A 24,287-nucleotide genomic window follows, 5' to 3' on the forward strand; every position below is an offset into this window, starting at 1 on the left:
GAGATACGCATGAACGACGAAATTGAGCAGCAGGTCGTGCCGCAAACGCGGTACCACGCGCTGTTCGTCGTCGCGATCCTGACGGGATCCTTCCTGCTCTTCCTCGTTCAGCCGATGGTGGCGCGGATGGCGCTTCCCCGGCTCGGCGGCGCGCCGGCGGTGTGGAACAGCGCGATGCTGGTCTACCAGGCGCTGCTGCTCGGCGGTTATGCCTATGCGCATTGGCTGGGACGCGTGCCGGTGCGGATGCAGGCCGGGATCCATCTCGCGGTGCTCGCGGTGGCCGCCTTGTGGCTGCCGATCGGGCTCACCGCAATGGATCTGCCCGCCAATGCCGAGCCGGCATTCTGGGTGCCGTGGCTGTTCGGCGCCTCGATCGGGCCGTTGTTCTTCGCGATCTCGGCCCAGGCCCCCTTGCTCCAGCGCTGGTACAGCGTCGCCAGCGGCGGGCGCGATCCCTATGCGCTCTATGCCGCGTCGAATATCGGCAGCTTCGGCGGCCTGATCGCCTATCCGCTGATCGTCGAGCCCGGCCTCGCGCTCAACGGGCAGAGCATGCTGTGGACGGTCGGCTATGCGCTGGTCTTCGTGCTCGTCGCCGGCTGCGCCACCTTGCTGCCGCGCAAGGCCCCCGAAGAGCCGCATGTCACGCACCACAGCCCGGCACCGGGCATGCGACGCGTGCTCCACTGGGTGGTGCTCGCCTTCGTCCCCTCGGGGCTGATGCTCGCGACCACGACCTTTCTCACTACCGACATCGTCGCGATGCCGATGCTGTGGGTGCTGCCGCTCGGCCTCTATCTGCTGAGCTTCTCGGTTGCGTTCCGCGAGGGCGACACGATCCCCGATCTGCTTGCCAAATTCGCACCTTTGGTGGTGCTGCTGTTCGGCGCGACGCTGATCGCGGGGCACCAGAAGCTGGCCTATCTGAACGCGCTGATCGGTCTCGTCCTGCTCTTCGTCGTCGCGGTCGCGCTGCATTCGTGCATGTATCGGCTGCGGCCGGCGCCCGACCGGCTCACCGGCTTCTATCTGGCGATGTCGGTGGGCGGCGCGCTGGGGGGCGTGTTCGCGGGTCTCGTCGCGCCGGTGCTGTTCGACTGGACCTACGAATATCCGCTGCTGATCCTCGCCGCCGGCGCGCTGATGCCGCAGATCTTCCTGTTTCCGGCGATCGGGCGGCTGTGGCGCGGCGAGGGGCAATTGCTCCGGATCAAGATCCTCGCGGCGGCATTGCTGGTGGCGATCTTCGTATGGCTCGGCATCCTCAATCCCGGCGGCGTCCTTGGCGAGATGCACGAGCAGATCGCGTTCCTCGCAGTCGCCGTCATCGGCTTGCTCGCGACCGGCCGGCGCATTCCCTACCTCGTCGCACTGGCGGGGGGCTGTTCCTGTTCGGCGGGTATCGCGCAATCGACATCTCCCTGAGCGGGGACCGGACGCGGAGCTATTTCGGGGTATATACGGTCGCCGACCTGCCCGACGAGCGTCGGCTCGCGCACGGCACCACATTGCATGGCATCCAGCTAAAGGGCGCGCGATCGCGCCTTCCGACGACCTATTACGTGCCCGGCTCGGGAGTCGGCCGCGCGATGCAGGCTGCGCCGGGCCTGTTCGGGCCGGCGGCGCGGATCGGCGTGGTCGGGCTCGGGACAGGGACGCTGGCTTGCTATGCAGTGCCCGGCCAGCAGTGGCGCTTCTACGAGATCGATCCGGAAGTGGTGACCATCGCGCGCGACTCGGGCAGGTTCACCTTCCTGCGGCAATGCGCGCCGCAAGCCGAGATCGCGATCGGCGATGCGCGGCTGCGCCTCGGCGAGGCGACGCCGGCGAGCCTCGATCTGCTCGCGCTCGACGCATTCTCCTCGGACGCCGTGCCGATGCACCTGATGACCACCGAAGCGTTCGGCACCTATGCCAGAGCGCTGGCCCCCAATGGCCTGCTGCTCGTCCACATCTCGAATCGTTTCCTCGCGCTGGGACCGGTCGTCGCCGGCGCGGCCGCCGAGGGCGGGTGGCACGCGGCGCGGCTGGTTTACAATCCTTCGGCGCTCGAGGAACGCGACGAAGCGAGCATCTCGGACTGGATCGCATTGTCGCGCGATCCGGCGACGCTGGGCGCTCTCACCCGGGGCGATCCGCAGTGGCAGCCCTTGGCGCGCAAGCCCGGCTTCGTTCCGTGGACCGACGATTATGCCTCGGTGGTGCCGGTGATGCGCGCGTTCAATCCGTCGCTGGCGGACGATTAGGCGCCGGCGAGCGCCGCTTCGAGCGCGCCGATCCGGTCGCCCTGCGCAGTCGCCAGTGCGTCGGCGGCGGCAACCGCGGAATCGAGCGCGGGGTAAGGGGGTTGGCCGGCCTGGCCGCGTTCGCTCGCCATGGTTTCCAGCGCGGCGAGCGTGGCGAGGGTCGGCGCACGCAGCGATTCGAGGTTGCTGAGCGCGGTCTGCGCATTGAGCCACGCCTCCGAACCCTCAGCCACGCCGCGCGCCACCGCCACCTTGGCCTCAGCCTCCTGCGCGGCTGCGGCGAAGCGCTGTCTGCCGGTCTGGAGCCCGGCGCTGGCTTCGGCGATCCGGGCGTCGAGCGCGGCGTCGGGCGCCGCGACTGCGGCTGGCCGCGCAGGCTCGGCGAAGCTCTGCGATTCGATCGGCCGCGGGAGCAGGGATGGATAGGCATCGGGGCTCTGGGTGCAGCCCGCGAGCGCGAGCAGGAGAGCGGGAAGGGCGGCGGGGAGGGGGCTGCGCATGCGGGGGTGCTTAAGCCTGTGGAAAACCGCACGCAACGGGCTTGCGTTCCTCGGAAGTGCCTTCTATCAGCGCACCTCCAATGCGCGCCCGTAGCTCAGCTGGATAGAGCATCAGACTACGAATCTGAGGGTCGGACGTTCGAATCGTTCCGGGCGCGCCAATTGGAAAACCACGGAAAAGTGGACGAAGCCGGGTCAGGAATGATCCGGCTTTTTCGTGTCCAGCAATCGCCGAAGAGCTTGGCGGCGAAGGGGATGCCGAACTTGTGCTCGCAGCCCGCAGGGACGAATGACCTCGACCAGTGCTTGGTATATTGACGCTTCAAATGTGAAATTTGCGAATGGAATGGAGGTCATCTGGACAGCGGACTACGATCCGGGCGATATCGTTCCTCAGTCGGGTATCTATAAATGCCAGTCGTGTAAGTGCGAGGTCACTGTGAACCAAGGTGACCCATTCCCGCCACCAAGCAACCATACGCATCTCCCGACGGGAGCTAAATGGCGTATTCTGGTCTGGACAAACACTAGCGGAACCTGATCTTGGGAAAGTTCGGCAGAGTCATTCGACAAGTGCTTGGATAGAGCATCATACTATGAATCTGAGGGTCGGACGTTCGAATCGTTCCGGGCGCCAATTTCCTCCATCGGTGGAAGTGGGGCAATGGTGGTGAGGATCGGCACCGCGGGTTGGTCGATCCCGCAGCAGTTTGCCGATCGCGTTCCGGGTGAGGGAACGCACCTCCAGCGCTATGCGCAACAGCTGAACGCCGCCGAGATCAACAGCAGTTTCCATCGCCCGCACCGCCCGTCGACCTATGCCCGGTGGGCGGAGGCAGTGCCCGTGGACTTCCGCTTCGCCGTCAAGCTGCCCAAGGCGATCACCCACAAGGCGAAACTGGTCGATTGCGACGGCTTGCTGGCGGCCTTTGCCGGAGAAGTGGCCGGGCTGGGCGACAAACGCGGGCCGCTGCTCGTCCAGTTGCCGCCGAGCTTCGCCTTTCCGGGTGACCTTGCCGCGCGCTTCTTCGATTCGCTCGATCGGCTGCTCGGCGGCCAGGTGGTGATCGAGCCCCGGCATGCGAGCTGGTATGTACCCGAGGTCGACGCACTGCTGACTGCGCGGCGGATCGCGCGCGTGCTCGCCGACCCGCCGGTGCCCGAAGCGGCGCATGCGCCCGGCGGATGGCGCGGGCTAACCTATATCCGGCTCCACGGCGCGCCGCGGGTCTATTGGTCGAGCTATGACGACGCCCGGCTCGCCGCGCTCGCAAAGCGTATCGCAGCGGGGGCGGGCGATGTCTGGACGATCTTCGACAACACCGCGTCGGGCGCGGCGCTGGGCAACGCGCTCGACCTGACCGAACTTCTTTAATCGTCACCCCGGCCACAGCGCCGGGGTCTACCAAGCCGCTAGCGAGCAGAAAGCGGCTCAAAGGCCTTTGCGTGTCGCACAGTGGACCCCGGCACTGCGGCCGGGGTGACGGTGAAGGCTATTGCCGCAATGCCCCGATCAGCACCTTCATGTTCTCGATATAGGTGCCGGTCGAGATGCCAGTGACGGGCTTGTCGGTCTCGTAGGGCGAGGTGTCGGTCGTGTCGCCGACCTTGGTGCGGCTGAAATCCCCGGCCGCGGGGGTGGCGCCGCCGTCGCCGGCATAAGGGTTGCTCGTCGCCTTGAGCTCGGTCGGCCACCAGCCGGTGGCGTTGAGCGACTTGATCAGGGCCTCGGGCGAACGCTTGCCGCCTGCGGTATTGAGGTCGGAGGTCGCGACTTCCTCGACGAGGAAATAGCGCGGCAACGGCTGCGCCGTGCGCAGCGGCGATTCCTTGGTGATCGCGGTGGGATCCGAGGCGACCAGCGTGTCATATTCGCGGCGCAGCCCGGCAAGGTCGATCGCGCGAGTCGCGCTGTAATGGGTGATCGTGTTGGCGGGATCGTAATCGGCATAATATTCGCCGTTGACTACGTTCGAGCCGCGACGGTGGACGTAGAGCGGCCGATTGGTGCCGATCTCGATGAAGGTCGGGAAAGCGCGGCCGTTCTTGACCTGGTCCGCAGGCAGTTTGACGGATTCGAGCCAGTCGAGCGCCTCGGGAACCCGGGCGAGGAACTTCTTGTCGCCGGTCAGCCGGTAGAAGCGGAACAGCTGCCGGACATTGGCCGCGCTAGTGTGGGTGACGAGGGCGGTGGGCTCATAGGTGCGCGCGCCTACAGGCTTGAGGTCGAGCGTATATTGCAGCCCCCATCCGGCCTGCGGCTTCGCCTGCTGGGTGACGAGGTAGACGTTCATCGCGCGGACGATGGCGTCATGGACGCGCGCGTCGCCCCCCAGCGTCTGATACGCATAGAGCAGGAACTGGATATTCTCGCCCGCGACATCGTCATTGAAGGTGATGAAGCTGGTGTAATCGGGCTTGCCGTGATGGCTGAAGTCGCTCTTGAGCGGGAAGCGCTGGGGCCAGCCGCCGATCGGATACTGGCTGTCGAGCACGAAGTTCAGTGCCTTGGTCAGCGCCGGCAGGTATTTCGGATCGTGCTTCTCGACATAGAGGCGCAGCAGGAACTGCATCGATTCCGAGGTGCCGGCGTCGTCGAACGTGGCATTGCCCCAGTCATGCTGGAATTCCTCGAGCCGCCACGCGTTCTTGCCGATCGTGTCGTACCAGCGCTGCTTCGACGCAGCGCCGCCGAAATCGCCGAAATAATGCCAGCCGCCATTATCCTGCTGGATCGCGATCAGCGCGTTGGCGGCCTGCTCCGCCGCCGCGTAATAATAGGGATCGCCGGTGGCATGATAGGCGTCGAGATAGAGGTGCCCCATCGTCGCGGTGCCGGGGGGCTGGACCCAGATCATCGTCGGGAACGCCTCCATCTCGCCCCAGCGGCGCGACATGTCGGGGAGGTAGGACCAGACATAGCCGCCATTGGTGGCGACCTTCTCGACCATGAAGCGAGTCGCGCGCTTCATCGTCGCGGTGACTTCGGCCCGGTCGGGTGCGGCGACCGCCGGAACGGCGAGGCTCGCCGCCAGTGCCCAGCCCAATAGCAATGCCCGCATCCCTCGACTCCTCGCCAATTCTGTTATGGCGCGGGCTTAGCAAAACCCGAATGACACCGGTAGCAGCTATTGCGGGATATCGAACGTATCGAGGATCTTCGCGCCCGCCATGAACACTGCGATCGGGCAGAGCAGGAACAATGCCTCGCCGCCCCAGCCGGGGAAGCGATCGAGATAGTGCATCCCGCGCTCCACTGCGCCGGTGCCGAGGCCGTAGATCACCAGATAGGCCTCGAACTTGGTCTTGATCGTGAAGAGGCGGCGGACACGGTTGAACATGCCAGAAGCTAAGCAAGCAGCGGGCCAAGCCCGGAAATCGGCCATTCCCGAGTTAACGAGAATGGTTACCTGTCAATTAATTCGACAGTTTCGAGCGCTTCCAGCAGGGCGCGTCGCGCCCTTTCGATCCGGGCGACCAGCGCGGGGTCGCCGATCGCCTGCGCGCTGATCGCCTCGGGCCAATGCGCCTCGATCACCTGCGCGATGACGTCAAGACGCGCCGCGTCGACGAGGAAGCGCGGATCGACGGTTGCCGGGTCGGCCACCACCCGCAGCCGCAAACAGGCCGGGCCGCCGCCATTCGCCATCGACTGGCGGACATCGACTACCTCCACCCGGCGGATCGGGCCGTTGCCGGCGACATGCGCCTCGAGCCACCCCCGGACGCTCGGCGTCTCATGCGCCTCCTCGGGAACGATCAGTGCGGTTTCGCCCGACGGCAACGCGACCAATTGAGCGTTGAACAGATACGAGGCGATGGCGTCCTCGAGGCTGACTTGCGCGGCAGGCACCTCAACGATCTCGACTTCGGGGAACGCCGCGCGGAGATCGTCATAGAAACGCTGCTTGTCGGCGAAGGCATGTTCGTGCGCGAACAGCACCCGACCGTTTGCCACCGCGACGACGTCATTGTGAAAGGCGCCCGCGGCGATCGCCGCCTCGGACTGCTGGACGAACAATGTCCGTCCCGGATCCAGACCGTGGCGGCGGGCGATGGCGCCGCTCGCGTCGCGGTGCTGGCGCGCGGGAAAGGGGCCGCCGGATGTGCCGTAGACGAAGATCTCGACGCCTGGCGCGTCATGCGTCGCCGCCAGCCGCATATGATTGGCCGCGCCTTCGTCCCCGAACGGAGCGGAGATCGGCGCATGCACTGCGAAGGCGGGGTCAGCAAAAGCGAGACGAAGCTGGGCCAGCGTCTCGGGCCATTCATGGCTGCGATGAGGCAAGGTGGCGAGATTGGCGACGGTCAGATGGCAGCGCCCGTCCGCAGTATCGGGGCCGGGCGACACCGTCGCGGCATTGGCGGCCCACATCGCCGAGGCCGACATCGCCTGCGCCTGCAGATGACCGGGCGCGGCCGCATAGTCGGTGGCCAGGCTGGCGAGCCAGCGATGGTCGGGCCGGGCATGGGGGAGAAGCACGCCTTGGGTCAGGCCCAGCTTCAGGTTCGCGCGCATCTTGGCCACGCCCTGGAGCGCGGCGGCACGCGGGTGCGCGGTGCGCCCGCGATTGCGCGTCGCCGCCAGGTTGCCGGGGCTCAGGCCGGCATAATTGTGGCTGGGGCCGATGATGCCGTCGAAGTTGATCTCGGTGAGCCGCCCGTCACCGCGCGACATGGAACACCTCGTCTCCCGCCGCGATGCCGAGCGCGGTGGCGCATCCCGAGTCGATCGTCACGCCTCTCTCGTGCGCCTCGATCCGGCCATAAGCGACGCGGAAATCGGCGAGCCGCCCGGTGGCGAGCATGGCCGGTGCGCCGCCTTCGCCGATCGCAGTCACCGTCACGGTCTTCGCGTCGCGGATCGTGCGGACATTGTCGGTGCGCGCGGTCATCGTCGGGCCGCCATCGAAGATGTCGATGTAATTCTCGAACGCGAAACCCTCGCTCTCGAGCATCCGCATCGCCGCCCGGCCCGAAGGGTGGGGCAGGCCGATCACCGAGCGGGCGCTCTCCTGGAGCATCGCGGTGTAGATCGGATGCTTGGGCATCAGATCGGCGATGAACTGGTTGCCGTGCGTCGCGTTGAATTCGTCGGCCTGCTGGAAGTTCATCCCAAAGAAGCGCCCGGCGACGCCGTCCCAGAAAGGCGAACCGCCGGCCTCGTCGATCACCCCGCGCAACTCGGCAAGGATCCGCTCGGCGAAGCGCGCACGATGGCGGGCGATGAACAGATAGCGGCTGCGCGCGAGCAGCATGCCCAAGCCCCCGGCGCGCTCGCCGGGATGGAGAAACAGACCGCCGACTTCACTCGAACCTTCAAGATCGTTGACCAGGCTCAGGATTTCAGCGCGAAAAGTTCGGTTGAGTTCCTGGCTGTGCTTGGTGACCGTGCCCATCCGATAGCTGTAGAAGGGCCAATGCTGGCCGACATGCGTGAAGATCTGGCAGGTGCCGCGCACCTCCCCCGTCTCTACATTCTCCAGCACGAGTACGAACAGATCGTCGAACAGCCCGTCCTCGTCGCGCGCGAAGGCGGCGTGGCTGCGGACCAGCTTGGCGCGCAGCGCGTCCTTTTCGGGCGGCAAATTGGTGAAGCCACCGCCGGTGAGCTTGGCCATCTCGTAGAGCGGCTGGAGATCCTCGTCGCGCGCGGCGCGGATGCGAAAGCTCATGGCCGGCCTCGCTCGGCGATGCGCAGGATGGTCAGCGCCGACAACGCGGCGCGTTCGGGCAGGCTTTCGGGGATCAAAAATTCCTCCGCTGAGTGAATCGCGCCGCCCCGCGCGCCCATCGTGTCGACCACGGGGACGCCGCATGCTGCGATGTTGTTGCCGTCGCACACTCCGCCGGTGGCCTTCCACGCGACGGGAATGCCCAGATCGCCGCCGGCTTCGCGGACCAGCTCGAACAGGCGTTCGGCACCGGGATCGAGCGGCTTGGGCGGGCGATTGAAGCTGCCATGCACCTCGATGCGAACGTCATGCGACGCCATGACGTCATTCGCGGCGCGATCGATCGCGGCCCTGGCGATCGAGATGCTCCATTCGTCCCGCGGCCGGAAATTGACGCGCAGGATGGCGAGATCGGGGACGACGTTGTTGGGTCCGCCGCCATCGATCCGCGCGGGATTGACTGCGAGGCCGGGTGCCCTTGCTTCGGCCAGCCGCACCGCAAGTGCCGCCGCGGCGACCAATGCGTTGCGCCCCTCCTCGGGGTTGCGCCCGGCATGAGCGCTGCGGCCATGAACGATCAGCGAGAAATTGCCGGTGCCGCCGCGTGCGCCGGCCAGCGTGCCGTCGGGGAGGGCGGGCTCGTAGGTGAGTGCCGCGACCTTGCCGCGGGCGGCGCCCTCGATCAGCCCGCGCGAGGCGAAGGAGCCGGTCTCCTCGTCCGAATTGATCACCACCTCATAGCCCAGCCGTCCGGCGAGCGGGCTCGCTTCTACTGCCTCGAGCGCGGCGAGCATCAGCGCGAGGCCCCCCTTCATGTCGGCCGCGCCGGGGGCGTTGAAGCGCCCGTCGTCGAGCCAGCGGCCGGTCTGGAACGGATGGTCGGCACCGAACACGGTATCCATGTGCCCGGTGAGCAGCATCTGCACCGGCGCCTCGGGCCGCACCGCGAGGTGAAGATGGCGGCCATGGCCGATCGCCTCGACGCGGCCGTCGGCGGTGACGCTCTCCGCGGGCGCTGGATCGACCAGTGCGAGATGTCCGGGGAGCATTGAAAAGGCGTCCGCGAGCAGGTCGGCGATGCGCGCCAGCCCGGCGAGGTTGTGCGTGCCGCTGTTGATCGCGGTCCACGCCTCCGTCCGCGCGAGCATCGGCGCCTGCGCCACTTGCTCGACCGCCGCTTGCTCGATGCTGGAAAGCCCGTTCATCACTGGCTGGTAGCGCGAAATATTATGTCCGTCATCCCGGCGAACGCTGGGGCCTCATGCAGGAAGGCTATGCAATCCCTCGCGAAGCAGGGGAGGATCGCCTGTCAGAAATCCACCACCAAAGCCGCGCGGCTGGTGGTGTCGGTGGTCTGGCGGCCGATCGGCGGCGTGCTTTCATACTGGAGCGTGTACGAGAATTGCGCCGAGAGCGGCCCGAACAGCTTCGCCAGCAGCGCCGAGCGGCTCGACACCGTGCTGTTCGCCTCCTGCACATAGGCCGAGGCATTCTGGGTCACCGAAATGCTCCGCGACAATTTCCAGCCGAAATCGACGCTGCCGCGCGCGGCGAGGTTGCTCTCTCTTTTGTCGTCGATGAACCTGGTCAATCGATAGGCCGGCCCCAGTTCGACATCGAGCTTCACTGCCGGAGAGCGGATCGCGCTGTAACCCGCGCCGCTCGACAGCGACACGCGGTCGTAAAAGCCCGAGAAGCGATCGCTCTCATATTGCGCGGCGCCATACATATAGGCGCGGTCGTCGAACTTCCAGTTGGGCTCATAAGCGGCGAGATAGCGCTCGCGGGTGAGAACGCCGAGGCTCTCCTGATAATCGGCCTGGAGGCGCACCTTGTGCCGCCATTCGAGTGCTTCGCGCTTCACTTCGATCGCGGCGGTGAACCCGACATTCTCGCTATTGCCGGTGCTGACATAGCCGCCGAGCTCGGCGCGGCCCTTGATCAGATCGAAGAAATCGGCCTCGCGGATCAGCCGGTTGGCCTTGGCGAGCCGGTCGTTGCGCCAGTCGGTGGCGATCTTGACGACGAGATCGGCGCTCGCCGGGTCGGCGGTCCTGGCATATTTGACGATCACCGCGACGTCGCCTTCGCTGCCCGAAGCAATCGCGGCGTCGAGCATCGACTTGATCGTCGGCGGGATCTGCGGATCTTCGGCCGCGGTGTTGGCCAGCAGCAACGGCAGGGCGAGGAGCAGGGCACGCATGGGCTGCTCCCTAGTCATATTAATAGGGCACCAAAAGGGCGCGGCGCGACGAATGGATCGTTACGCCCGACGAAGCGAGTCGAGCTCCCCGGCGAAGATGTCGAGAAGCTGACGGTAGAGATCGCGCTTGAAGGGCACGATGATGTCGGGGAGGTCGGCGGGCTCGGCCCAGCGCCAGGCGCGAAACTCGGGTTCGGCGGTGGCGATGTCGACGTCTCGATCCTCGCCGAGGAAGCGGAACAGGAACCAGCGCTGCCGCTGGCCGCGCCATTTGCCTTTCCACACCTTGCCGATCAGATCCTCGGGCAAGTCATAGGTCAGTTCGTCGGGGGCGGTGGCGACCAGTTCGGCCTGTTCGCGCCGCACCCCGGTCTCTTCCCGAAGCTCGCGCCACGTCGCCTCGAGGGGATCCTCGCCGGGATCGATCCCGCCCTGCGGCATCTGCCACGCCTCGAGCGTGGAATCGAGCCGCTGCCCGACGAACACCCGACCTTCGCGGTTGACCAGCATCACGCCGGCGCAGGGACGATAGGGGAGGGAGGCGGTGTCGGTCATGGCGCTCCCATACACATTCCCCTCCCCGCAAGGGAGGGGGTAGGGGTGGGTAAGAAAAGGTTGGGCTCGATGCCCGGCCTTTTCTTTATTCCCCGCAGCCCGATGGGCTCCTCCGGCCTTCGCCGGGGTCGCACCCACCCCGGGCCTCTCCCTTGCAGGGAGGGGAGCAGCTAAAGAGGCCCGATGATCCACCTCGTCCATCACCCGGCCTATGTCGCCCCGGCGCCGGCGCGGAGCCAGTATCAATGGAACAAGAACGGGCTGGTCCGCGACTTGCTGCGCGCGGAGGGGGACGGCTTCGTCTGGCACGCGCCCGAGCCGATGCCGCGGGCGTGGCTCGAGGCAGTGCACGATCCGGAATATGTCGCCGAAGTTATCGAGGCGCGCGTGCCGCCGCACAAGGCGCGCCGGATCGGCTTCCCGGTCACTCCCGAGGTGGCGTTGCGCGCGCAGATCGTACCCGGCGGGACGTATCTGGCGGCGCGCCTCGCGCTCACGCACGGATACGCCGCCAATACCGCGGGCGGCAGCCATCACGCGCTCGCCGATACCGGGGCGGGGTTCTGCGTGTTCAACGATCTCGCGCTCGCCGCGGTACGGCTGACCGAAGAGGGGCGGCGCGTGCTCGTCGTCGACTGCGACGTCCATCAAGGCGACGGCACCGCGGCGCTGACCGCCGGGCGCACCGACATCGCGACCTATTCGATCCATGCCGAGAAGAACTTCCCGGTCCGCAAGGCCCGCTCGACTCTCGACGTGCCGCTCGCCGACGGCACCGGCGACGTGGAATATCTCGATATCCTCGCTCGAACGCTGTTGCCGCTGCTCGATGATTTCGCCCCCGATCTCGTCCTCTATCAGGCCGGCGTCGATCCGCTCGCGGGCGACCGGCTCGGCCGGCTCGCGCTCAGCTATCAGGGGCTGATCGATCGCGACCGCTGGATCGCGCGCACCTTCGCCGGGCGCGGCATCCCCTTCGCCAGCGCGCTGGGCGGCGGCTATGGGGTCGACGCGCTCGAAGTCTCGCGACGGCACGTCGCCTCGATCTGCGCGCTTGGCAAGGAGGCCGCAAAGCAGCCATTGCAGGCGTGAGGGCATTTTCTACCTTGGGCGTATCGCAAGGGAGGCGTAGAGCACTCACAAGGATAGACAAACCGCAGGAACCCAGACCGGCCATGGCAACCGCCGCGCATCAGCTGACGCCCGAAGAGGCGTCGGCCCATCCCGCACCCGAAGCGATCGTCGTCCGGTTCGCCGGCGACTCCGGTGACGGCATGCAGTTGACCGGGGGCCAGTTCACGCTGTCGACCGCGCTTGCCGGCAACGACCTCGCGACCTTCCCCGATTTCCCCGCCGAAATCCGCGCGCCGCAGGGCACCTTGTTCGGCGTATCGGCCTTCCAGATCAATTTCGGCTCGACGCGGATCGACACTGCGGGCGATCAGCCCGACGTGCTCGTCGCGATGAACCCGGCGGCGCTCAAGACCAATGTCGAGGCGCTCAAGCCTGGCGGGCTGATCATCGCCGACGCGGGCGAATTCGGCCAGCGCAACCTCGACAAGGCCAAATATGCCGCCAATCCGCTCGAGGATGGCAGCCTCGACAAGTGGCAATTGCTCAAGCTCGACATCTCGGCGCTGACCGTCGAGGCAGTCAAGCCGTTCGGGCTGGGCAACAAGGAAGCGCTGCGCTGCAAGAACATGTGGACGCTGGGACTGGCGCTCTGGATGTTCGACCGCGACCGCGCGCCGCTGGTCGAGTGGCTGCGCACCAAATTCGCCAAGGCGCCCAACCTCGCCGAGGCAAACATCGCTGCACTCAACGCCGGCCATGCTTATGGCGAGACCGCCGAGCTCGGCGCGATGGGGATTGCCCAGCGTCAGGTCGCGGCGGCGCCTTCCGAGCCGGGGTTGTACCGCACCGTCACCGGCGCCGATTCGATCTCGATGGGCCTCGTGGTCGGCGCGCAGCTCGCCAATCTGCCGATGTTCTTCGGCGGCTATCCGATCACGCCCGCATCGGCGATCCTTCACAGCCTCGCGCGCTACAAGGAATATGGCGTCACCACGTTCCAGGCCGAGGACGAGATCGCCGCGATCGCCTCGGCGCTCGGCGCCGCTTATGCCGGCTCGCTGGGCGTGACGTCATCCTCGGGTCCCGGCATCGCCTTGAAGGGCGAGGCGATGGGGCTCGCGATCATGACCGAACTGCCGCTGGTCATCGTCAATTCGCAGCGCGGCGGACCCTCCACGGGTCTTCCCACGAAAACCGAGCAGTCGGACCTGTACCAGGCGGTCTATGGCCGCAACGGCGACGCGCCGATGCCGGTGCTCGCCGCGCGTTCGGCCGCCGATTGCTTCGACGTCGCGATCGAGGCGGTACGGATCGCCACGCAATATATGACCCCGGTGATGATCCTCACCGACGGCTATATCGCCAATGCCGCCGAGCCTTGGAAGGTGCCCGACATGAGCACCTACAAGCCGTTCCCGGTGACCTTCCACACCGAGCTGCCGGCCGAGGGCGAGAAATTCCTGCCCTACGCGCGCGACGAGAAGCTCAAGCGTCCGTGGGTCAAGCCGGGCACGCCGGGGCTGCTCCACCGCATCGGCGGGATCGAGAAGGCGCTGGGGACCGGCAATATCGATTATTCGCCGGGTAACCACCAGGCGATGACGGACATCCGCCGCGACAAGGTGCTCGGGATCCAGATCCCCGACCAGGTCGTCGAGCACGGACCCGAAAGCGGCAAGCTCGTCGTGGTCGGCTGGGGCTCGACCTACGGCCCGATCGCCAGCGCCGTCCGCCGCGCGCGGGCAAAGGGACAGGATGTCGCGCACATCCATATCCGCCACATCTGGCCGCTACCGAAAAATCTTGGCGATCTGTTGAAGAGTTACGAGCATATTCTCGTACCGGAAATGAACACCGGCCAGCTCAAGACGGTGCTGCGCGACCAGTATCTGGTCAACGCGGTGCCGCTCAACAAAGTGTCGGGCCAGCCCTTCACCATCGCCGAGATCGAGAGCGCGATCGGTCGCCATCTGACCAGCGACCGTGCCGAAGAGCTCGGCCCCGACGATACCCAGCTGCCCAGCCCGGAGGCTGTGAATCCATGAAGATCGAAACGTCCTCGCAGTTGAAACTGACCCTTTTCTGGGGCGGTCTAATGGCGGCATTTCTCCTTCCACTGATGATTTTGGCGGCGTTCCAATGAACGAGATCACCACCATCCGTCCCAGCACGCCGAAGGATTGGGAGACCGACCAGGAGGTGCGCTGGTGCCCGGGCTGCGGCGATTATGCGATCCTCAAGGCGGTGCAGCGCACCATGCCCGAGATCGGCGGCACGCCCGAGAACACCGTGTTCGTCAGCGGGATCGGCTGCTCTTCGCGCTTTCCCTATTATATGGAGACCTATGGCTTCCACACCATCCACGGCCGCGCGCCGGCGGTGGCGACCGGGGTCAAGCTTGCCAATCCCGATCTCGACGTGTGGATCATCACCGGCGACGGCGACGCGCTGTCGATCGGCGGCAACCACACGATGCATCTGCTCAGACGGAATCTGAACTGCCAGGTCCTGCTGTTCAACAACGAGATCTATGGCCTCACCAAGGGTCAATATTCGCCGACCTCGCGTGAGGGCACCCGCAGCCCGTCGACGCCGTTCGGCTCGGTCGATCACCCTGCCAAGCCTTGCGCCTTCGCCCTCGGCAGCGGCGGGCGTTTCGTCGCGCGCGGGATCGACGTGAACAAGAACCTGCCATCGGTTCTCAAGGCGGCGCATGCGCATCAGGGCGCGGCGTTCGTCGAGATCTTCCAGAATTGCATCGTCTATAACGACGACGTGTTCGAGCCCTTCACCGCCAAGCCCAATGCCGCGCACAACCAGCTCTGGGTCGAGCACGGCAAGCCGATGCTGTTCGCGGGCGGCGCCAAGGGGATATCGCTCGATCGCGAGGCGCTGACAGTGAAAGTGGTCGACGTTGTCGATGGCGACTGGGAGGCCGCGGGAGTGATCGTCCACAACGTCTCCAACCGCGCGATCGCCCATATGCTGGTCGAGATGCCGTTCGGGCCGTTCCCGATGGCGCTGGGCGTGCTCTACGACGATCCCGCGCCGACCTTCGAGAGCGCCGTGGTCGCCCAGAACAAGGCTGCCGCCGAGGGCAAATTGCCCGACCTGCAAAAGCTCGTCGCCAAGGGCCAGACCTGGATGGTCGACAAGCAGCCGCACGCTATGTGATGCTCTGGGCGCTGCTGCTCATGCAGGACGTGCAGATGCCCTTGCCGCGCCGCCCGGTGCAGCCGGGGCCCGCGCCCGATGTCGCAAGTCTGTCGATCGTGGTCGCCGATACGGTCGAGCGGGTCGATCCGCAGCCGCTGTGCCCGAGTGGACCTGTACGAAGATGTTCCTCGGCACCTTCGCAACGCGCAGACCTATGTGGGCACGCCGCTTCCGAAGACGTTCGCGGCGCGGCAGGAGATGGGCTCGCCGTACATTGCGCCCTATCGACTTGCGCTGATCGTCGAGCGCCGCAAGGATCAGTCGCTGTTGACCCGCGCCACCGGCGGCTTCAACCCACGCACCAAGCTCGCCTGTTTCGAGACCGAGGACACCACGCCGCTGTCCTGGGAGCCCGTGGGTCCCCATTTATCGCATGACGGCCCGCGTCTCTGCGTCTCCGAGTGACACCAGCTCAGCGAAGATAAGCGCTTGCCCGTGCCGCTGCCGCGTGCATGAAAGGCGCGATGAACGCGCCGACGGGGGGACAGGGTCGCAGACAGCAAACGGGACGCAGCGGCGGCCCGCTGGCCCTGTTCGCGCCCGTCTTTCATCGCCAGCTCGATCGGCTCGATCGCGGCATCGCCGAGGGCAGTCTCGAACTGTTGTTGCCCAACGGGCGGGCGCGGCTGCTGGGCGGGCGCAGCGACGGGCCGGCAGCGGTGGTCGACCTGCGCAGCTGGCGCGCGCTGCTCCGGCTCGCGCTCGAAGGATCGAGCGGCTGGTATGAGGCCTGGGCGGCGGGGGAATGGGCGAGCCCCGATCCGGTCCAGCTCTTCGCCTTGTTCAGCCGCAATCGGGCCGGGCTCGCGCCGCCGGCACGCGCCACCGGCCCGTGGCGGCTCGCCAAACGCCTCTGGCACTGGGCGCGGCGCAACCATCGCGGCGGCTCGCGGCGCAACATCCAGTTCCATTATGATCTCGGCAACGATTTCTACCGGCCATGGCTCGACAAGGGCATGACCTATTCGAGCGCGCGCTTCGCCGATCCGGGGCAGTCGCTAGAGTCGGCGCAGCAAGCCAAGCTGCAGGCGATGCTGGAGCGCACCGCCACCGCGCCGGGCGATACGATCCTCGAGATCGGCTGCGGCTGGGGCTCGTTCGCCGAGCTCGCCGCACGGGCAGGGCGGCGGGTGCACGGCATCACGCTCTCGATCGAGCAAAAGGCCTGGGCCGAGGCGCGCACCGCCGGGCTCGACCGCGCCAGCTTCGCGCTCACCGATTATCGTGACGTCACCGGCCGTTACGACGCTGTGGTCAGCATCGAGATGGCCGAAGCGGTAGGTCGGGAATATTGGCCGGCATATCTCTCGGCGATCGCACGGGTTCTCAAGCCCGGCGGGCGGGCAGCGCTGCAGGTGATCCTTTTCGACGACGCCCTGTTCGAAGGCTATGCCAATAATGTCGACTTCATCCAGCGGTACATCTTCCCGGGCGGATTGCTGATCCGCGAGAGCGAATTCCGACGTCTTGCCGCCAGCAACGGGCTCGACTGGCGCAATCGGGCGGCATTCGGGCTCGATTATGCCGAGACGCTCAAGCGCTGGCGCGAGAATTTCGACGCCGCCGCGGCCGCGAGGATATTGCCGGCGCAGTTCGACGCGCGTTTCGTCGCGCTCTGGCGCTATTATCTGAAATATTGCGAGGGCGGCTTTCGCGGCGGCGGTATCGACGTCGTGCAGGTCACGCTGGTCAAGGAGGGGTGATGAAGAGCTGGATGCTGACGGGTGCGCTCGCGCTCGCGACGATGGCGGGTCCTGCAGCGGCGCAGGGCGTGCTGGTCAACGCGCAGGATACCAGCGGGCTGCGCAAAGTCGGCGCCGAGGTGCTGTTCTGGAGCCAGAAGCAGCGCGACGCCAATTTCCCGCACATGGAAAAGATCTTCCCCGGTCATGTCGTCAGGGCCGGCGGCAAGGTCCGCGCGCTGCCCGCTGGCAGGCCGTTGCCGATCTCCGAAGCCGAGCTCGACGCCTTCATCGCGAGCCAGAACGTCTCCGGTCTGATCGTGCTCCAGAACGGCAGGATCCGGCTTGAGCGCTATGCCCGCGGCTATGGCCGGGAAGGGCGCTGGACCAGCTTCTCGGTCGCCAAATCGTTCACTTCGACTCTCGTCGGCGCGGCGATCCGCGACGGCTACATCAAATCGGTCGACGAACCGGTGACGAAGTACATCCCCGAGCTGGCGGGCAGCGGCTATGAGGGCGTCACGATCGCGCAATTGCTCACCATGACGTCGGGCGTGCGATGGAACGAGGATTATACCGACGCGAAATCGGACGTCGCCCGGATGTTCCTCGAACCGGTTCCGGCGGGCGAGGATCCGACGGTCTATTACATGAAGAAGCTCCCGCGTGAGACCGCGCCGGGGAGCAAATGGGTCTACAAGACCGGCGAGACGAATTTGATCGGCGTGCTGGTGATGCGCGCGACGAAGAAGCCGCTCGCCGACTATCTGAGCGAGAAGGTGTGGCGCCCCTATGGGATGGAGCGGGACGCCTTCTGGATGATCGATCCCTCGGGGCACGAGGTCAGCGGCTGCTGCCTGTCGGTATCCTTGCGCGACTATGCCCGGCTCGGCCAGTTCGCCCTCGAAGGCGGCAAAAGCGTGGTCCCGGCCAATTGGTTCGCGGAATCGACTCGTTCGCACGCCGATATCGGCGTACCTGGCCGCGGCTATGGCTATCAATGGTGGACCTACCCTGAGGGCCGGTTCGGTGCGCAGGGGATCTTCGGCCAGACGATCCGGGTGGATCCGAAGACCCGCACGGTGATCGCGGTTTCGGCCGCGGCGGACAAGGCCAGCGACCCCGCTTACGGCGCCGCGCGCACCACATTCCTCGATAAATTGTTCGCGGCTGCGGCCAGGTGAAATCACCCTCACCCTTCCGGCGCTTCGCGCCTCCTTCCCTCTTCCGATGGGAGAGGGAAGGGTGAGGGTGAGCTTTACTCCACGCGCTCGAAATGCCCGGTCTCGAACCCCAAGACCGCCAGCGCCAGGATCCGCTCCGCCACCGTTTCCGGCGGCTTCACCGTCTCGGCATTCTCGCCTGGAAACGCCCGCGCCCGCATCTTTGTCCGCGTCGCGCCGGGATCGACGATGCCGACGCGCACGCCACTGATGTGGCGCACTTCCTCACCATAGCTGAGAAGCAAATTCTCGAATGCCGCCTTCGAAGCGCCGTAGGTGCCCCAATAGGCCCGTGGGGTCCGCCCGACGCTCGAGGTCAATCCGATCACCCGCGCCTGCTTCGCCGCCTTGAGCAGCGGATCGAACGCTGCCAGCAGCGCCGCCTGCGCAGTGACGTTCAGGGTCAGCAATTTGGCGAATTCCTTGAAATCGATCGCCGGCATTGCGCTCAGCGTCCCCAGCGACGCCGCGTTGAGCACGAGCAGGTCGAGCGCCGGCCAGCGCTCGGAAACCGCCGCGGCGAGCCGCGACACGCTCTCATTCTCGGTCAGGTCCATCGGCGCGATCGTCGCCGAACCGCCGGATGCGTAGATCGCCTCCTCGACTTCCTCGAGCCCGCCGGCGGTGCGCGCGGTGAGCACGACATGGGCACCGGCCGCGCCTAAAGCGCGGGCGGTGGCGGCGCCGATCCCGCGGCTGGCGCCGGTGACGAGCGCGATACGGTCGGCGAGGGGCTTGTCGGTCATTCTGGCTCCGGAAGAATCAGCTCAGCCGACCCGTTCCTCCAGAAGCGCGAACTGGTCAACCGGCGCGAGCTCATCCTGGTCGGTGAGCGTGGTCGGATATTCGCCAGTGAAGCAGGCGTCGCAATATTTGGGATGGATGTCGGCGCGGTGCACTTCGCCCAGCGCCTTGTACAGCCCGTCGATACTGACGAACGCCAGGCTGTCGGCATGGATGAAGTCGGTCATCCCGCCGACATCGAGCTGGGCGGCCAGCAATTTGGCGCGCTCTGGCGTGTCGACTCCGTAGAAGCAGCTGTGCCGCGTTGGCGGCGAGGCGATCCGCATATGCACTTCGGCGGCGCCCGCCTCGTGCATCATCTGGACGATCTTGAGGCTGGTCGTGCCGCGCACGATCGAATCGTCGATCAACACCACGCGCTTGCCCTTGATCAGCTCGCGATTGGCGTTGTGCTTCAATTTGACGCCAAGGTGTCGCACCTTGTCGCCCGGCTGGATGAAGGTGCGGCCGACATAATGCGAGCGGATGATCCCCAGCTCGAACGGAATGCCGCTCTGCTGGGCATAGCCGATCGCCGCGGGTACGCCCGAATCGGGCACCGGCACGATCAGATCGGCGTCGACCGGCGATTCGATCGCCAGCTGCGCGCCGATCGCCTTTCGCACCGAATAGACGCTACGGTCCTCGGCGATCGAATCGGGGCGCGAGAAATAGACATATTCGAAGATGCAGGGCCGCGGTGACATCGGCGGGAAGGGCTTGTGCGAGACGATCTCGCTGCCCTTGACGATCACCAGCTCGCCGGCCTCGACGTCGCGGACATATTCGGCGCCGACCACGTCGAGCGCCACCGTCTCCGAGGCGAAGATGATCGAATCGTCGAGCTTGCCCATCACCAGCGGGCGGATGCCGAGCGGATCGCGGCAGGCAATCATGCCCTCGGGCGTCATCACGATCAGCGAATAGGCGCCCTCGACTTGCTTGAGCGCATCGATGAAGCGATCGATCAAGGTGCGATATTGCGAAGTCGCGACGAGGTGGATGATCACTTCGGTGTCGCTGGTCGACTGGAAGATCGCCCCGCGCCGGACGAGATCGCGCCGCAGCCGCATCGCATTCGAGATGTTGCCGTTATGCGCCACCGCGAAGCCGCCGCTGGCCAGCTCGGCATAAAGCGGCTGGACGTTGCGAATCGCCGTGTCGCCGGTGGTCGCGTAGCGGACATGCCCCGCGGCGGTGTTGCCGGAGAGGCTGCGGATGATGTCGTCGCGGTCGAAATTGCCCGCGACGTGGCCCATCGCCCGATGGGTGTGGAACTCGCGTCCGTCCCAGCTGGTGATGCCGGCAGCCTCCTGCCCGCGGTGCTGGAGGGCATGGAGTCCCAACGCCACCAGCGCGGCTGCGCCTTCGGAATTGGAAACGCCGAATATGCCGCACTCTTCGCGCAGCTTGTCATCGTCAAACGGGTGTGTGGTAAGCATCAGCCCTCAAGGGGTTGGGAACTCTCGAGGGCCATATAGGCAGTCCGGCACGGTTTGTCGCCGGTTTGTCACAGGGAAATGAACCGACGCGGGGTTTCGCCCGTTTTTCAAGGCGAAAGGAGCCGCTGATGGCCAAGGACCACGGACCCCAGATCAAGAACGACAAGCTTTACGAAGACCTCCGCGCCGACGGCGCGTCGAAGGAAAAGGCCGCGCGAATCGCCAATGCCAAGGCCGCCGGCACGCTCGATCATGAAAGCACCCGCCTCGAGGATCGTTCGAAGGACGAATTGTACGACGAGGCGAAGGAGATCGGCATCGAGGGCCGCTCGAAGCTGGACAAGGACGAACTGATCGACGCGATTCGGGAGCATTGATCGCTCTGGCGGGTCAGGCCCTCCTGACCCTTCCGCAAGCGGGAGGGGGCGGGGGCGGGCTCTTCCGTGATCTGGACGAGTTGGGTAGAGCAGGGGGGTGACCGACAATCGCGACACCAGCCTCACCCTGAACCCCAAATACGATGCCGCCGGCCTGATCACTGCGGTCGCCACCGACGCGTCGACCGGCGAACTGCTCATGCTCGCGCATATGAACGCCGAGGCGCTCGCGGCCACCCTCGCCACCGGCGAGGCACATTTCTGGTCGCGCAGCCGCGGCCGGCTGTGGAAGAAAGGCGAGAGCTCGGGCCACGTCCTGCGCGTGGTCGAGGCGCGGATCGATTGCGATCAGGACGCGCTCTGGCTCAAGGTCGAACCCGCCGGCCCCGCCTGCCACACTGGCGCGCGCAGCTGCTTCTTCCGCCGCATCGAGGACGGCAGGCTGGTCCGCGACGCATGAGAGTGCTCGCATTGGCCCTGCTGCTCGCCGCCTGCTCGGGCGGGCAGGAGGGCGGCAACGCGCCGGCACCGCAGGACCTCGAAAGCGCCGCGATCGAGCGCGGACTGGTCCGCGATCCCGACGACAGCGATCTCACCGGCCTCTATGCCCGCGACACCGACCGGGTCTGCGTCGTCCGCGCCGGCTCGGCCTATCGGATCGGCGCCTTTGTTGATTATGGCGACCGCATCACCTGCAGCGGGTCGGGGACGGTCGAGCGCAGCGGCGCGACGCTCAAGGTCGCGCTCGGCAAGCAGGGGTGCCGCTTCGACGCGCAATATGACGGCGACCGGATCAAGTTCCCCGGCACCCTCCCGGACGCGTGCAAACCGCTCTGCGCCCGCCGCGCCTCGTTCACCGGGCTCGAAGTGACCCGGCTCAGCGAATCGACCGCCGAAGCCGCCGCGATGCGCGATGCGAGCGGGCGGAGATTGTGCGGGGATTAGTGCCTCTGCGAAAGCACAGGGAAGGGTGCGCCAAGGTTGCCCCCAGTGCCCGCCGCTCCTAAAGCCCGCGCATGGCCGATCCCTTCTACATCTCGACAGCAATCCACTATCCCAATGGCCGCCCGCATATCGGCCACGCCTATGAGATGATCGCCGCCGACGCGATCGCGCGCTTCCAGCGCCAGCACGGCCGCGACGTCTTCTTCCAGACCGGCACCGACGAGCACGGCCTCAAGATGGTCCAGACCGCGCGCGCCCGCGATATGGAACCGCGCGAGCTCGCGGATGAAATGTCTATCTATTTCCGTGAGATGGCCGACGTCCTCGATATTTCGTACGATCGTTTCATCCGCACCTCGGAGCCCGGACATTACGCCGCCAGCCAGGCGATCTGGCAGGCGATGGCCGATGCCGGCGATCTCTATCTCGATCGCTACGAGGGCTGGTATTCGGTCCGCGACGAGGCTTTCTACGAAGAAAAGGAACTGACCGACGGGGAAGGGGGCGTGAAGCTCTCGCCGCAGGGCACTCCGGTCGAATGGACCGCGGAGGAGACCTGGTTCTTCAAGCTCTCCAAATACCAGCAGCCGTTGCTCGATTTCTACGCCGCCAATCCGGACTTCATCCGCCCCGAATCGCGCCGCAACGAGATCCTCCGCTTCGTCGAAGGCGGGCTGATCGACTTGTCGGTCAGCCGCACCAGCTTCGACTGGGGCGTGCCGGTGCCGGGGTCTCCCGATCACGTCATGTATGTCTGGGTCGATGCGCTGACCAACTATATCACCGGTGCGGGCTATCCCGACGATCCCGAGCGCTTCGCCAAATTCTGGCCCGCCGACATCCACCTGATCGGCAAGGACATCGTCCGCTTCCATGCGGTCTATTGGCCCGCCTTCCTGATGTCGGCCAACCTCCCGCTGCCGAAGCAGGTGTTCGGCCACGGGTTCCTGCTCAACCGCGGGGAGAAGATGTCCAAGTCGGTCGGCAACGTCGTCGATCCGATGCAGCTCGCCGAACTCTATGGCAAGGATGCGCTGCGCTATTTCCTGCTGCGTGACGTCAGCTTCGGGCACGACGGCACATTCAGCGACGAAGCGATCGTCACCCGCGCCAATGCCGATCTGTCGAACAGCTTCGGTAATCTCGCCCAGCGCGTGCTCGCCTTCATCGCCAAGAATTGCGAGGGTCATGTGCCCGAGGGGAGGGCGGAGGAGGCAGACGCCGTGCTCCTCGCCGAGGTAGACGTCGCCTGCGCGGCGTTCCGCACGGCGTTCGACGATCTTGCGCTGAGCCAGGGCATCGAGGCGTGGATGACCGGCGTCTTCGCCTGCAATCAATATATCGACGGGCAGGCGCCATGGGCGCTGCGCAAGACCGACGCGGAACGGATGAACGCGGTGCTGCGCACCTTGCTCCGCGCGATCCGCCGGCTCGCCACGACGATCCTGCCGGTAATTCCCACTTCGGCGGGCAAGCTTCTGCTTGAACTCCCGTCCGAGGCCGACGAGGACTTCCGCATCGCGCCGCCGACCCCCATCTTCCCGCGACTGGAATTGCAGGCGAGCGACGCGTGAGACTGGCCGACAGCCATTGCCATCTGATCTACAAGGGCCTCGGCGAGCAGCAGCCAGAAGTGCTGGCGCGCGCCCGAGCCGCCGGGGTGGTGGCGATGCTCAACATCTCGACGCGCGAAAACGAATGGGATGACGTCATCGCCGTAGCCGAGCGCGAGCCCGATGTCTGGGCGAGCGTCGGCATCCATCCGCACGAAGCCGACCAGCATCCCGATATCGGCACGGCAAGGCTGGTCGAGCGGGCGCAGCATCCGCGTGTCGTCGGCATCGGCGAGAGCGGGCTGGACTATTATTACGACCATTCGGACCGCGACCGCCAGCGCGCCAGCTTCCGCGCGCATCTCGCCGCCTCGCGTGAAACCGGCCTGCCGATCATCGTCCACACCCGCGATGCCGAGGAAGACACGGCCGAGATCCTCCGCGACGAAATGGGGAAGGGCGCCTTTCCCGGCGTGATCCACTGCTTCACGGCGAGCGGCGCGTTCGCCGATATCGCGCTCGACCTAGGCTTCTACATTTCGATTTCGGGCATCGTGACCTTCAAGAACGCCCGCGACCTGCAGGAAACCGCCGCGCGGCTGCCGCTCGATCGCTTGCTGATCGAGACCGACGCGCCGTTCCTCGCCCCGGTCCCTCATCGCGGCAAGACGGGCGAGCCCGCCTTCGTAGCGGACACGTGCCGCTTCCTCGCCCAGCTCCGCGGCGAAGACCCCGAGCAACTCGCCGAGGCCACCCGCCAGAACTTCCACAAGCTCTTCGCCAAGACGCTGGCGTGAGGTCCGGAAGGCG

At 66.2% G+C, this 24,287-nt stretch carries 22 protein-coding genes, 1 tRNA gene and 1 pseudogene; 14 read left to right on the forward strand and 10 right to left on the reverse strand.

The genetic code is table 11. The features are described from left to right. Positions 1–9 precede the first annotated feature (9 nt). Positions 10–2,249 (forward strand): annotated as a pseudogene (locus tag CVN68_RS04755) (spermidine synthase). Here CVN68_RS04755 and CVN68_RS04760 read toward each other — a convergent pair. Beyond that, positions 2,246–2,749: a hypothetical protein gene (locus CVN68_RS04760; protein WP_100281186.1), complete on the reverse strand. Its 504-nt coding sequence runs from the start codon at positions 2,747–2,749 to the stop codon at positions 2,246–2,248. The pseudogene CVN68_RS04755 and the gene CVN68_RS04760 sit on opposite strands and share 4 nt — an antisense overlap. Before the next feature lie 84 nt (positions 2,750–2,833). Here CVN68_RS04760 and CVN68_RS04765 point away from each other — a divergent pair. Next, positions 2,834–2,910, forward strand: a tRNA-Arg gene (locus CVN68_RS04765). A 503-nt stretch (positions 2,911–3,413) separates the two neighbouring features. After that, entirely contained in the window at positions 3,414–4,124 is a 711-nt protein-coding gene (locus CVN68_RS04770; protein WP_100281187.1) for a DUF72 domain-containing protein, read from the forward strand. Positions 4,125–4,242: 118 nt separating this feature from the next. Here CVN68_RS04770 and CVN68_RS04775 read toward each other — a convergent pair whose 3' ends face one another. From CVN68_RS04775 to CVN68_RS04805, 7 genes are all read right to left on the reverse strand, one after another. Further along, on the reverse strand, positions 4,243–5,811 hold the full coding sequence (locus CVN68_RS04775) for a pectate lyase (protein ID WP_199560214.1): 1,569 nt from the start codon (positions 5,809–5,811) through the stop codon (positions 4,243–4,245). Positions 5,812–5,877: 66 nt separating this feature from the next. Further along, complete coding sequence (locus CVN68_RS04780) at positions 5,878–6,090, reverse strand: hypothetical protein (protein WP_100281188.1); 213 nt, start codon at positions 6,088–6,090, stop codon at positions 5,878–5,880. A 65-nt stretch (positions 6,091–6,155) separates the two neighbouring features. After that, complete coding sequence (locus CVN68_RS04785) at positions 6,156–7,427, reverse strand: N-succinylarginine dihydrolase (RefSeq protein WP_100281189.1); 1,272 nt, start codon at positions 7,425–7,427, stop codon at positions 6,156–6,158. Continuing rightward, a complete protein-coding gene (locus CVN68_RS04790; protein ID WP_100281190.1) occupies positions 7,414–8,424 on the reverse strand; it encodes an arginine N-succinyltransferase in 1,011 nt (336 codons plus the stop codon). The genes CVN68_RS04785 and CVN68_RS04790 overlap by 14 nt, the downstream gene beginning before the upstream one ends. Next, positions 8,421–9,629 (reverse strand): hydrolase, encoded by a 1,209-nt coding sequence (locus CVN68_RS04795; protein ID WP_100281191.1) that lies wholly within the window; start codon positions 9,627–9,629, stop codon positions 8,421–8,423. Before CVN68_RS04795 ends, CVN68_RS04790 begins: the two co-directional genes overlap by 4 nt. 104 nt (positions 9,630–9,733) lie before the next feature. Further along, on the reverse strand, positions 9,734–10,627 hold the full coding sequence (locus CVN68_RS04800; protein WP_100281192.1) for a DUF481 domain-containing protein: 894 nt from the start codon (positions 10,625–10,627) through the stop codon (positions 9,734–9,736). Positions 10,628–10,687: 60 nt separating this feature from the next. Further along, positions 10,688–11,182: an RNA pyrophosphohydrolase gene (locus tag CVN68_RS04805; RefSeq protein ID WP_100281193.1), complete on the reverse strand. Its 495-nt coding sequence runs from the start codon at positions 11,180–11,182 to the stop codon at positions 10,688–10,690. Between the two features lie 183 nt (positions 11,183–11,365). Here CVN68_RS04805 and CVN68_RS04810 point away from each other — a divergent pair, with 183 nt between their 5' ends. From CVN68_RS04810 to CVN68_RS04835, 6 genes are all read left to right on the forward strand, one after another. Further along, a complete protein-coding gene (locus CVN68_RS04810) occupies positions 11,366–12,274 on the forward strand; it encodes a histone deacetylase family protein (protein WP_100281194.1) in 909 nt (302 codons plus the stop codon). 83 nt (positions 12,275–12,357) lie between these two features. Then, positions 12,358–14,301, forward strand: a complete 1,944-nt coding sequence (locus tag CVN68_RS04815; RefSeq protein WP_100281195.1) for a 2-oxoacid:acceptor oxidoreductase subunit alpha — start codon at positions 12,358–12,360, stop codon at positions 14,299–14,301. Positions 14,302–14,395: 94 nt separating this feature from the next. Further along, positions 14,396–15,430 (forward strand): 2-oxoacid:ferredoxin oxidoreductase subunit beta, encoded by a 1,035-nt coding sequence (locus CVN68_RS04820; protein ID WP_100281196.1) that lies wholly within the window; start codon positions 14,396–14,398, stop codon positions 15,428–15,430. Between the two features lie 147 nt (positions 15,431–15,577). Then, positions 15,578–15,877, forward strand: coding sequence for a hypothetical protein (locus CVN68_RS04825; protein WP_100281197.1), 300 nt, complete (start codon positions 15,578–15,580; stop codon positions 15,875–15,877). A gap of 59 nt (positions 15,878–15,936) precedes the next feature. Continuing rightward, positions 15,937–17,175, forward strand: a complete 1,239-nt coding sequence (locus CVN68_RS04830) for an SAM-dependent methyltransferase (RefSeq protein WP_100284211.1) — start codon at positions 15,937–15,939, stop codon at positions 17,173–17,175. Next, a complete protein-coding gene (locus CVN68_RS04835) occupies positions 17,175–18,338 on the forward strand; it encodes a serine hydrolase domain-containing protein (RefSeq protein ID WP_100281198.1) in 1,164 nt (387 codons plus the stop codon). Before CVN68_RS04830 ends, CVN68_RS04835 begins: the two co-directional genes overlap by 1 nt. A gap of 74 nt (positions 18,339–18,412) precedes the next feature. On the opposite strand, the gene CVN68_RS04840 is transcribed toward CVN68_RS04835, so the two are convergent. Beyond that, complete coding sequence (locus CVN68_RS04840; protein ID WP_100281199.1) at positions 18,413–19,123, reverse strand: SDR family NAD(P)-dependent oxidoreductase; 711 nt, start codon at positions 19,121–19,123, stop codon at positions 18,413–18,415. Between the two features lie 21 nt (positions 19,124–19,144). Beyond that, positions 19,145–20,602: an amidophosphoribosyltransferase gene (gene purF / locus CVN68_RS04845; protein WP_100281200.1), complete on the reverse strand. Its 1,458-nt coding sequence runs from the start codon at positions 20,600–20,602 to the stop codon at positions 19,145–19,147. A 128-nt stretch (positions 20,603–20,730) separates the two neighbouring features. Between purF and CVN68_RS04850 the strand changes: the two genes are divergently transcribed. The 5 genes from CVN68_RS04850 to CVN68_RS04870 all read left to right on the forward strand — a co-directional run bounded on the left by CVN68_RS04850 (position 20,731) and on the right by CVN68_RS04870 (position 24,274). After that, a complete protein-coding gene (locus CVN68_RS04850) occupies positions 20,731–20,979 on the forward strand; it encodes a DUF7218 family protein (protein WP_100281201.1) in 249 nt (82 codons plus the stop codon). 97 nt (positions 20,980–21,076) lie between these two features. Then, a complete protein-coding gene (hisI, locus tag CVN68_RS04855) occupies positions 21,077–21,439 on the forward strand; it encodes a phosphoribosyl-AMP cyclohydrolase (RefSeq protein ID WP_100281202.1) in 363 nt (120 codons plus the stop codon). Then, on the forward strand, positions 21,436–21,924 hold the full coding sequence (locus CVN68_RS04860) for a hypothetical protein (protein ID WP_100281203.1): 489 nt from the start codon (positions 21,436–21,438) through the stop codon (positions 21,922–21,924). The genes hisI and CVN68_RS04860 overlap by 4 nt, the downstream gene beginning before the upstream one ends. 71 nt (positions 21,925–21,995) lie before the next feature. Next, positions 21,996–23,498: a methionine--tRNA ligase gene (metG, locus tag CVN68_RS04865; RefSeq protein WP_100281204.1), complete on the forward strand. Its 1,503-nt coding sequence runs from the start codon at positions 21,996–21,998 to the stop codon at positions 23,496–23,498. Continuing rightward, the gene (locus tag CVN68_RS04870) at positions 23,495–24,274 is read left to right on the forward strand and encodes a TatD family hydrolase (protein ID WP_100281205.1); all 780 of its coding nucleotides are present in this window, start codon (positions 23,495–23,497) and stop codon (positions 24,272–24,274) included. Before metG ends, CVN68_RS04870 begins: the two co-directional genes overlap by 4 nt. The last annotated feature ends 13 nt before the right edge of the window (positions 24,275–24,287 follow it).

Source organism: Sphingomonas psychrotolerans, from assembly GCF_002796605.1.
In the GTDB taxonomy this organism is placed as follows: domain Bacteria; phylum Pseudomonadota; class Alphaproteobacteria; order Sphingomonadales; family Sphingomonadaceae; genus Sphingomonas; species Sphingomonas psychrotolerans.

Coding starts and splice junctions, on each gene's coding strand:
- CVN68_RS04760 (WP_100281186.1), bottom strand. CDS start 2,749: ATGCGCAGCCCCCTCCCCGCCGCCCTTCCCGCTCTCCTGCTCGCGCTC.
- CVN68_RS04770 (WP_100281187.1), top strand. CDS start 3,414: ATGGTGGTGAGGATCGGCACCGCGGGTTGGTCGATCCCGCAGCAGTTT.
- CVN68_RS04775 (WP_199560214.1), bottom strand. CDS start 5,811: ATGCGGGCATTGCTATTGGGCTGGGCACTGGCGGCGAGCCTCGCCGTT.
- CVN68_RS04780 (WP_100281188.1), bottom strand. CDS start 6,090: ATGTTCAACCGTGTCCGCCGCCTCTTCACGATCAAGACCAAGTTCGAG.
- CVN68_RS04785 (WP_100281189.1), bottom strand. CDS start 7,427: ATGTCGCGCGGTGACGGGCGGCTCACCGAGATCAACTTCGACGGCATC.
- CVN68_RS04790 (WP_100281190.1), bottom strand. CDS start 8,424: ATGAGCTTTCGCATCCGCGCCGCGCGCGACGAGGATCTCCAGCCGCTC.
- CVN68_RS04795 (WP_100281191.1), bottom strand. CDS start 9,629: ATGAACGGGCTTTCCAGCATCGAGCAAGCGGCGGTCGAGCAAGTGGCG.
- CVN68_RS04800 (WP_100281192.1), bottom strand. CDS start 10,627: ATGCGTGCCCTGCTCCTCGCCCTGCCGTTGCTGCTGGCCAACACCGCG.
- CVN68_RS04805 (WP_100281193.1), bottom strand. CDS start 11,182: ATGACCGACACCGCCTCCCTCCCCTATCGTCCCTGCGCCGGCGTGATG.
- CVN68_RS04810 (WP_100281194.1), top strand. CDS start 11,366: ATGATCCACCTCGTCCATCACCCGGCCTATGTCGCCCCGGCGCCGGCG.
- CVN68_RS04815 (WP_100281195.1), top strand. CDS start 12,358: ATGGCAACCGCCGCGCATCAGCTGACGCCCGAAGAGGCGTCGGCCCAT.
- CVN68_RS04820 (WP_100281196.1), top strand. CDS start 14,396: ATGAACGAGATCACCACCATCCGTCCCAGCACGCCGAAGGATTGGGAG.
- CVN68_RS04830 (WP_100284211.1), top strand. CDS start 15,937: ATGAACGCGCCGACGGGGGGACAGGGTCGCAGACAGCAAACGGGACGC.
- CVN68_RS04835 (WP_100281198.1), top strand. CDS start 17,175: ATGAAGAGCTGGATGCTGACGGGTGCGCTCGCGCTCGCGACGATGGCG.
- CVN68_RS04840 (WP_100281199.1), bottom strand. CDS start 19,123: ATGACCGACAAGCCCCTCGCCGACCGTATCGCGCTCGTCACCGGCGCC.
- purF (WP_100281200.1), bottom strand. CDS start 20,602: ATGCTTACCACACACCCGTTTGACGATGACAAGCTGCGCGAAGAGTGC.
- CVN68_RS04850 (WP_100281201.1), top strand. CDS start 20,731: ATGGCCAAGGACCACGGACCCCAGATCAAGAACGACAAGCTTTACGAA.
- CVN68_RS04860 (WP_100281203.1), top strand. CDS start 21,436: ATGAGAGTGCTCGCATTGGCCCTGCTGCTCGCCGCCTGCTCGGGCGGG.
- metG (WP_100281204.1), top strand. CDS start 21,996: ATGGCCGATCCCTTCTACATCTCGACAGCAATCCACTATCCCAATGGC.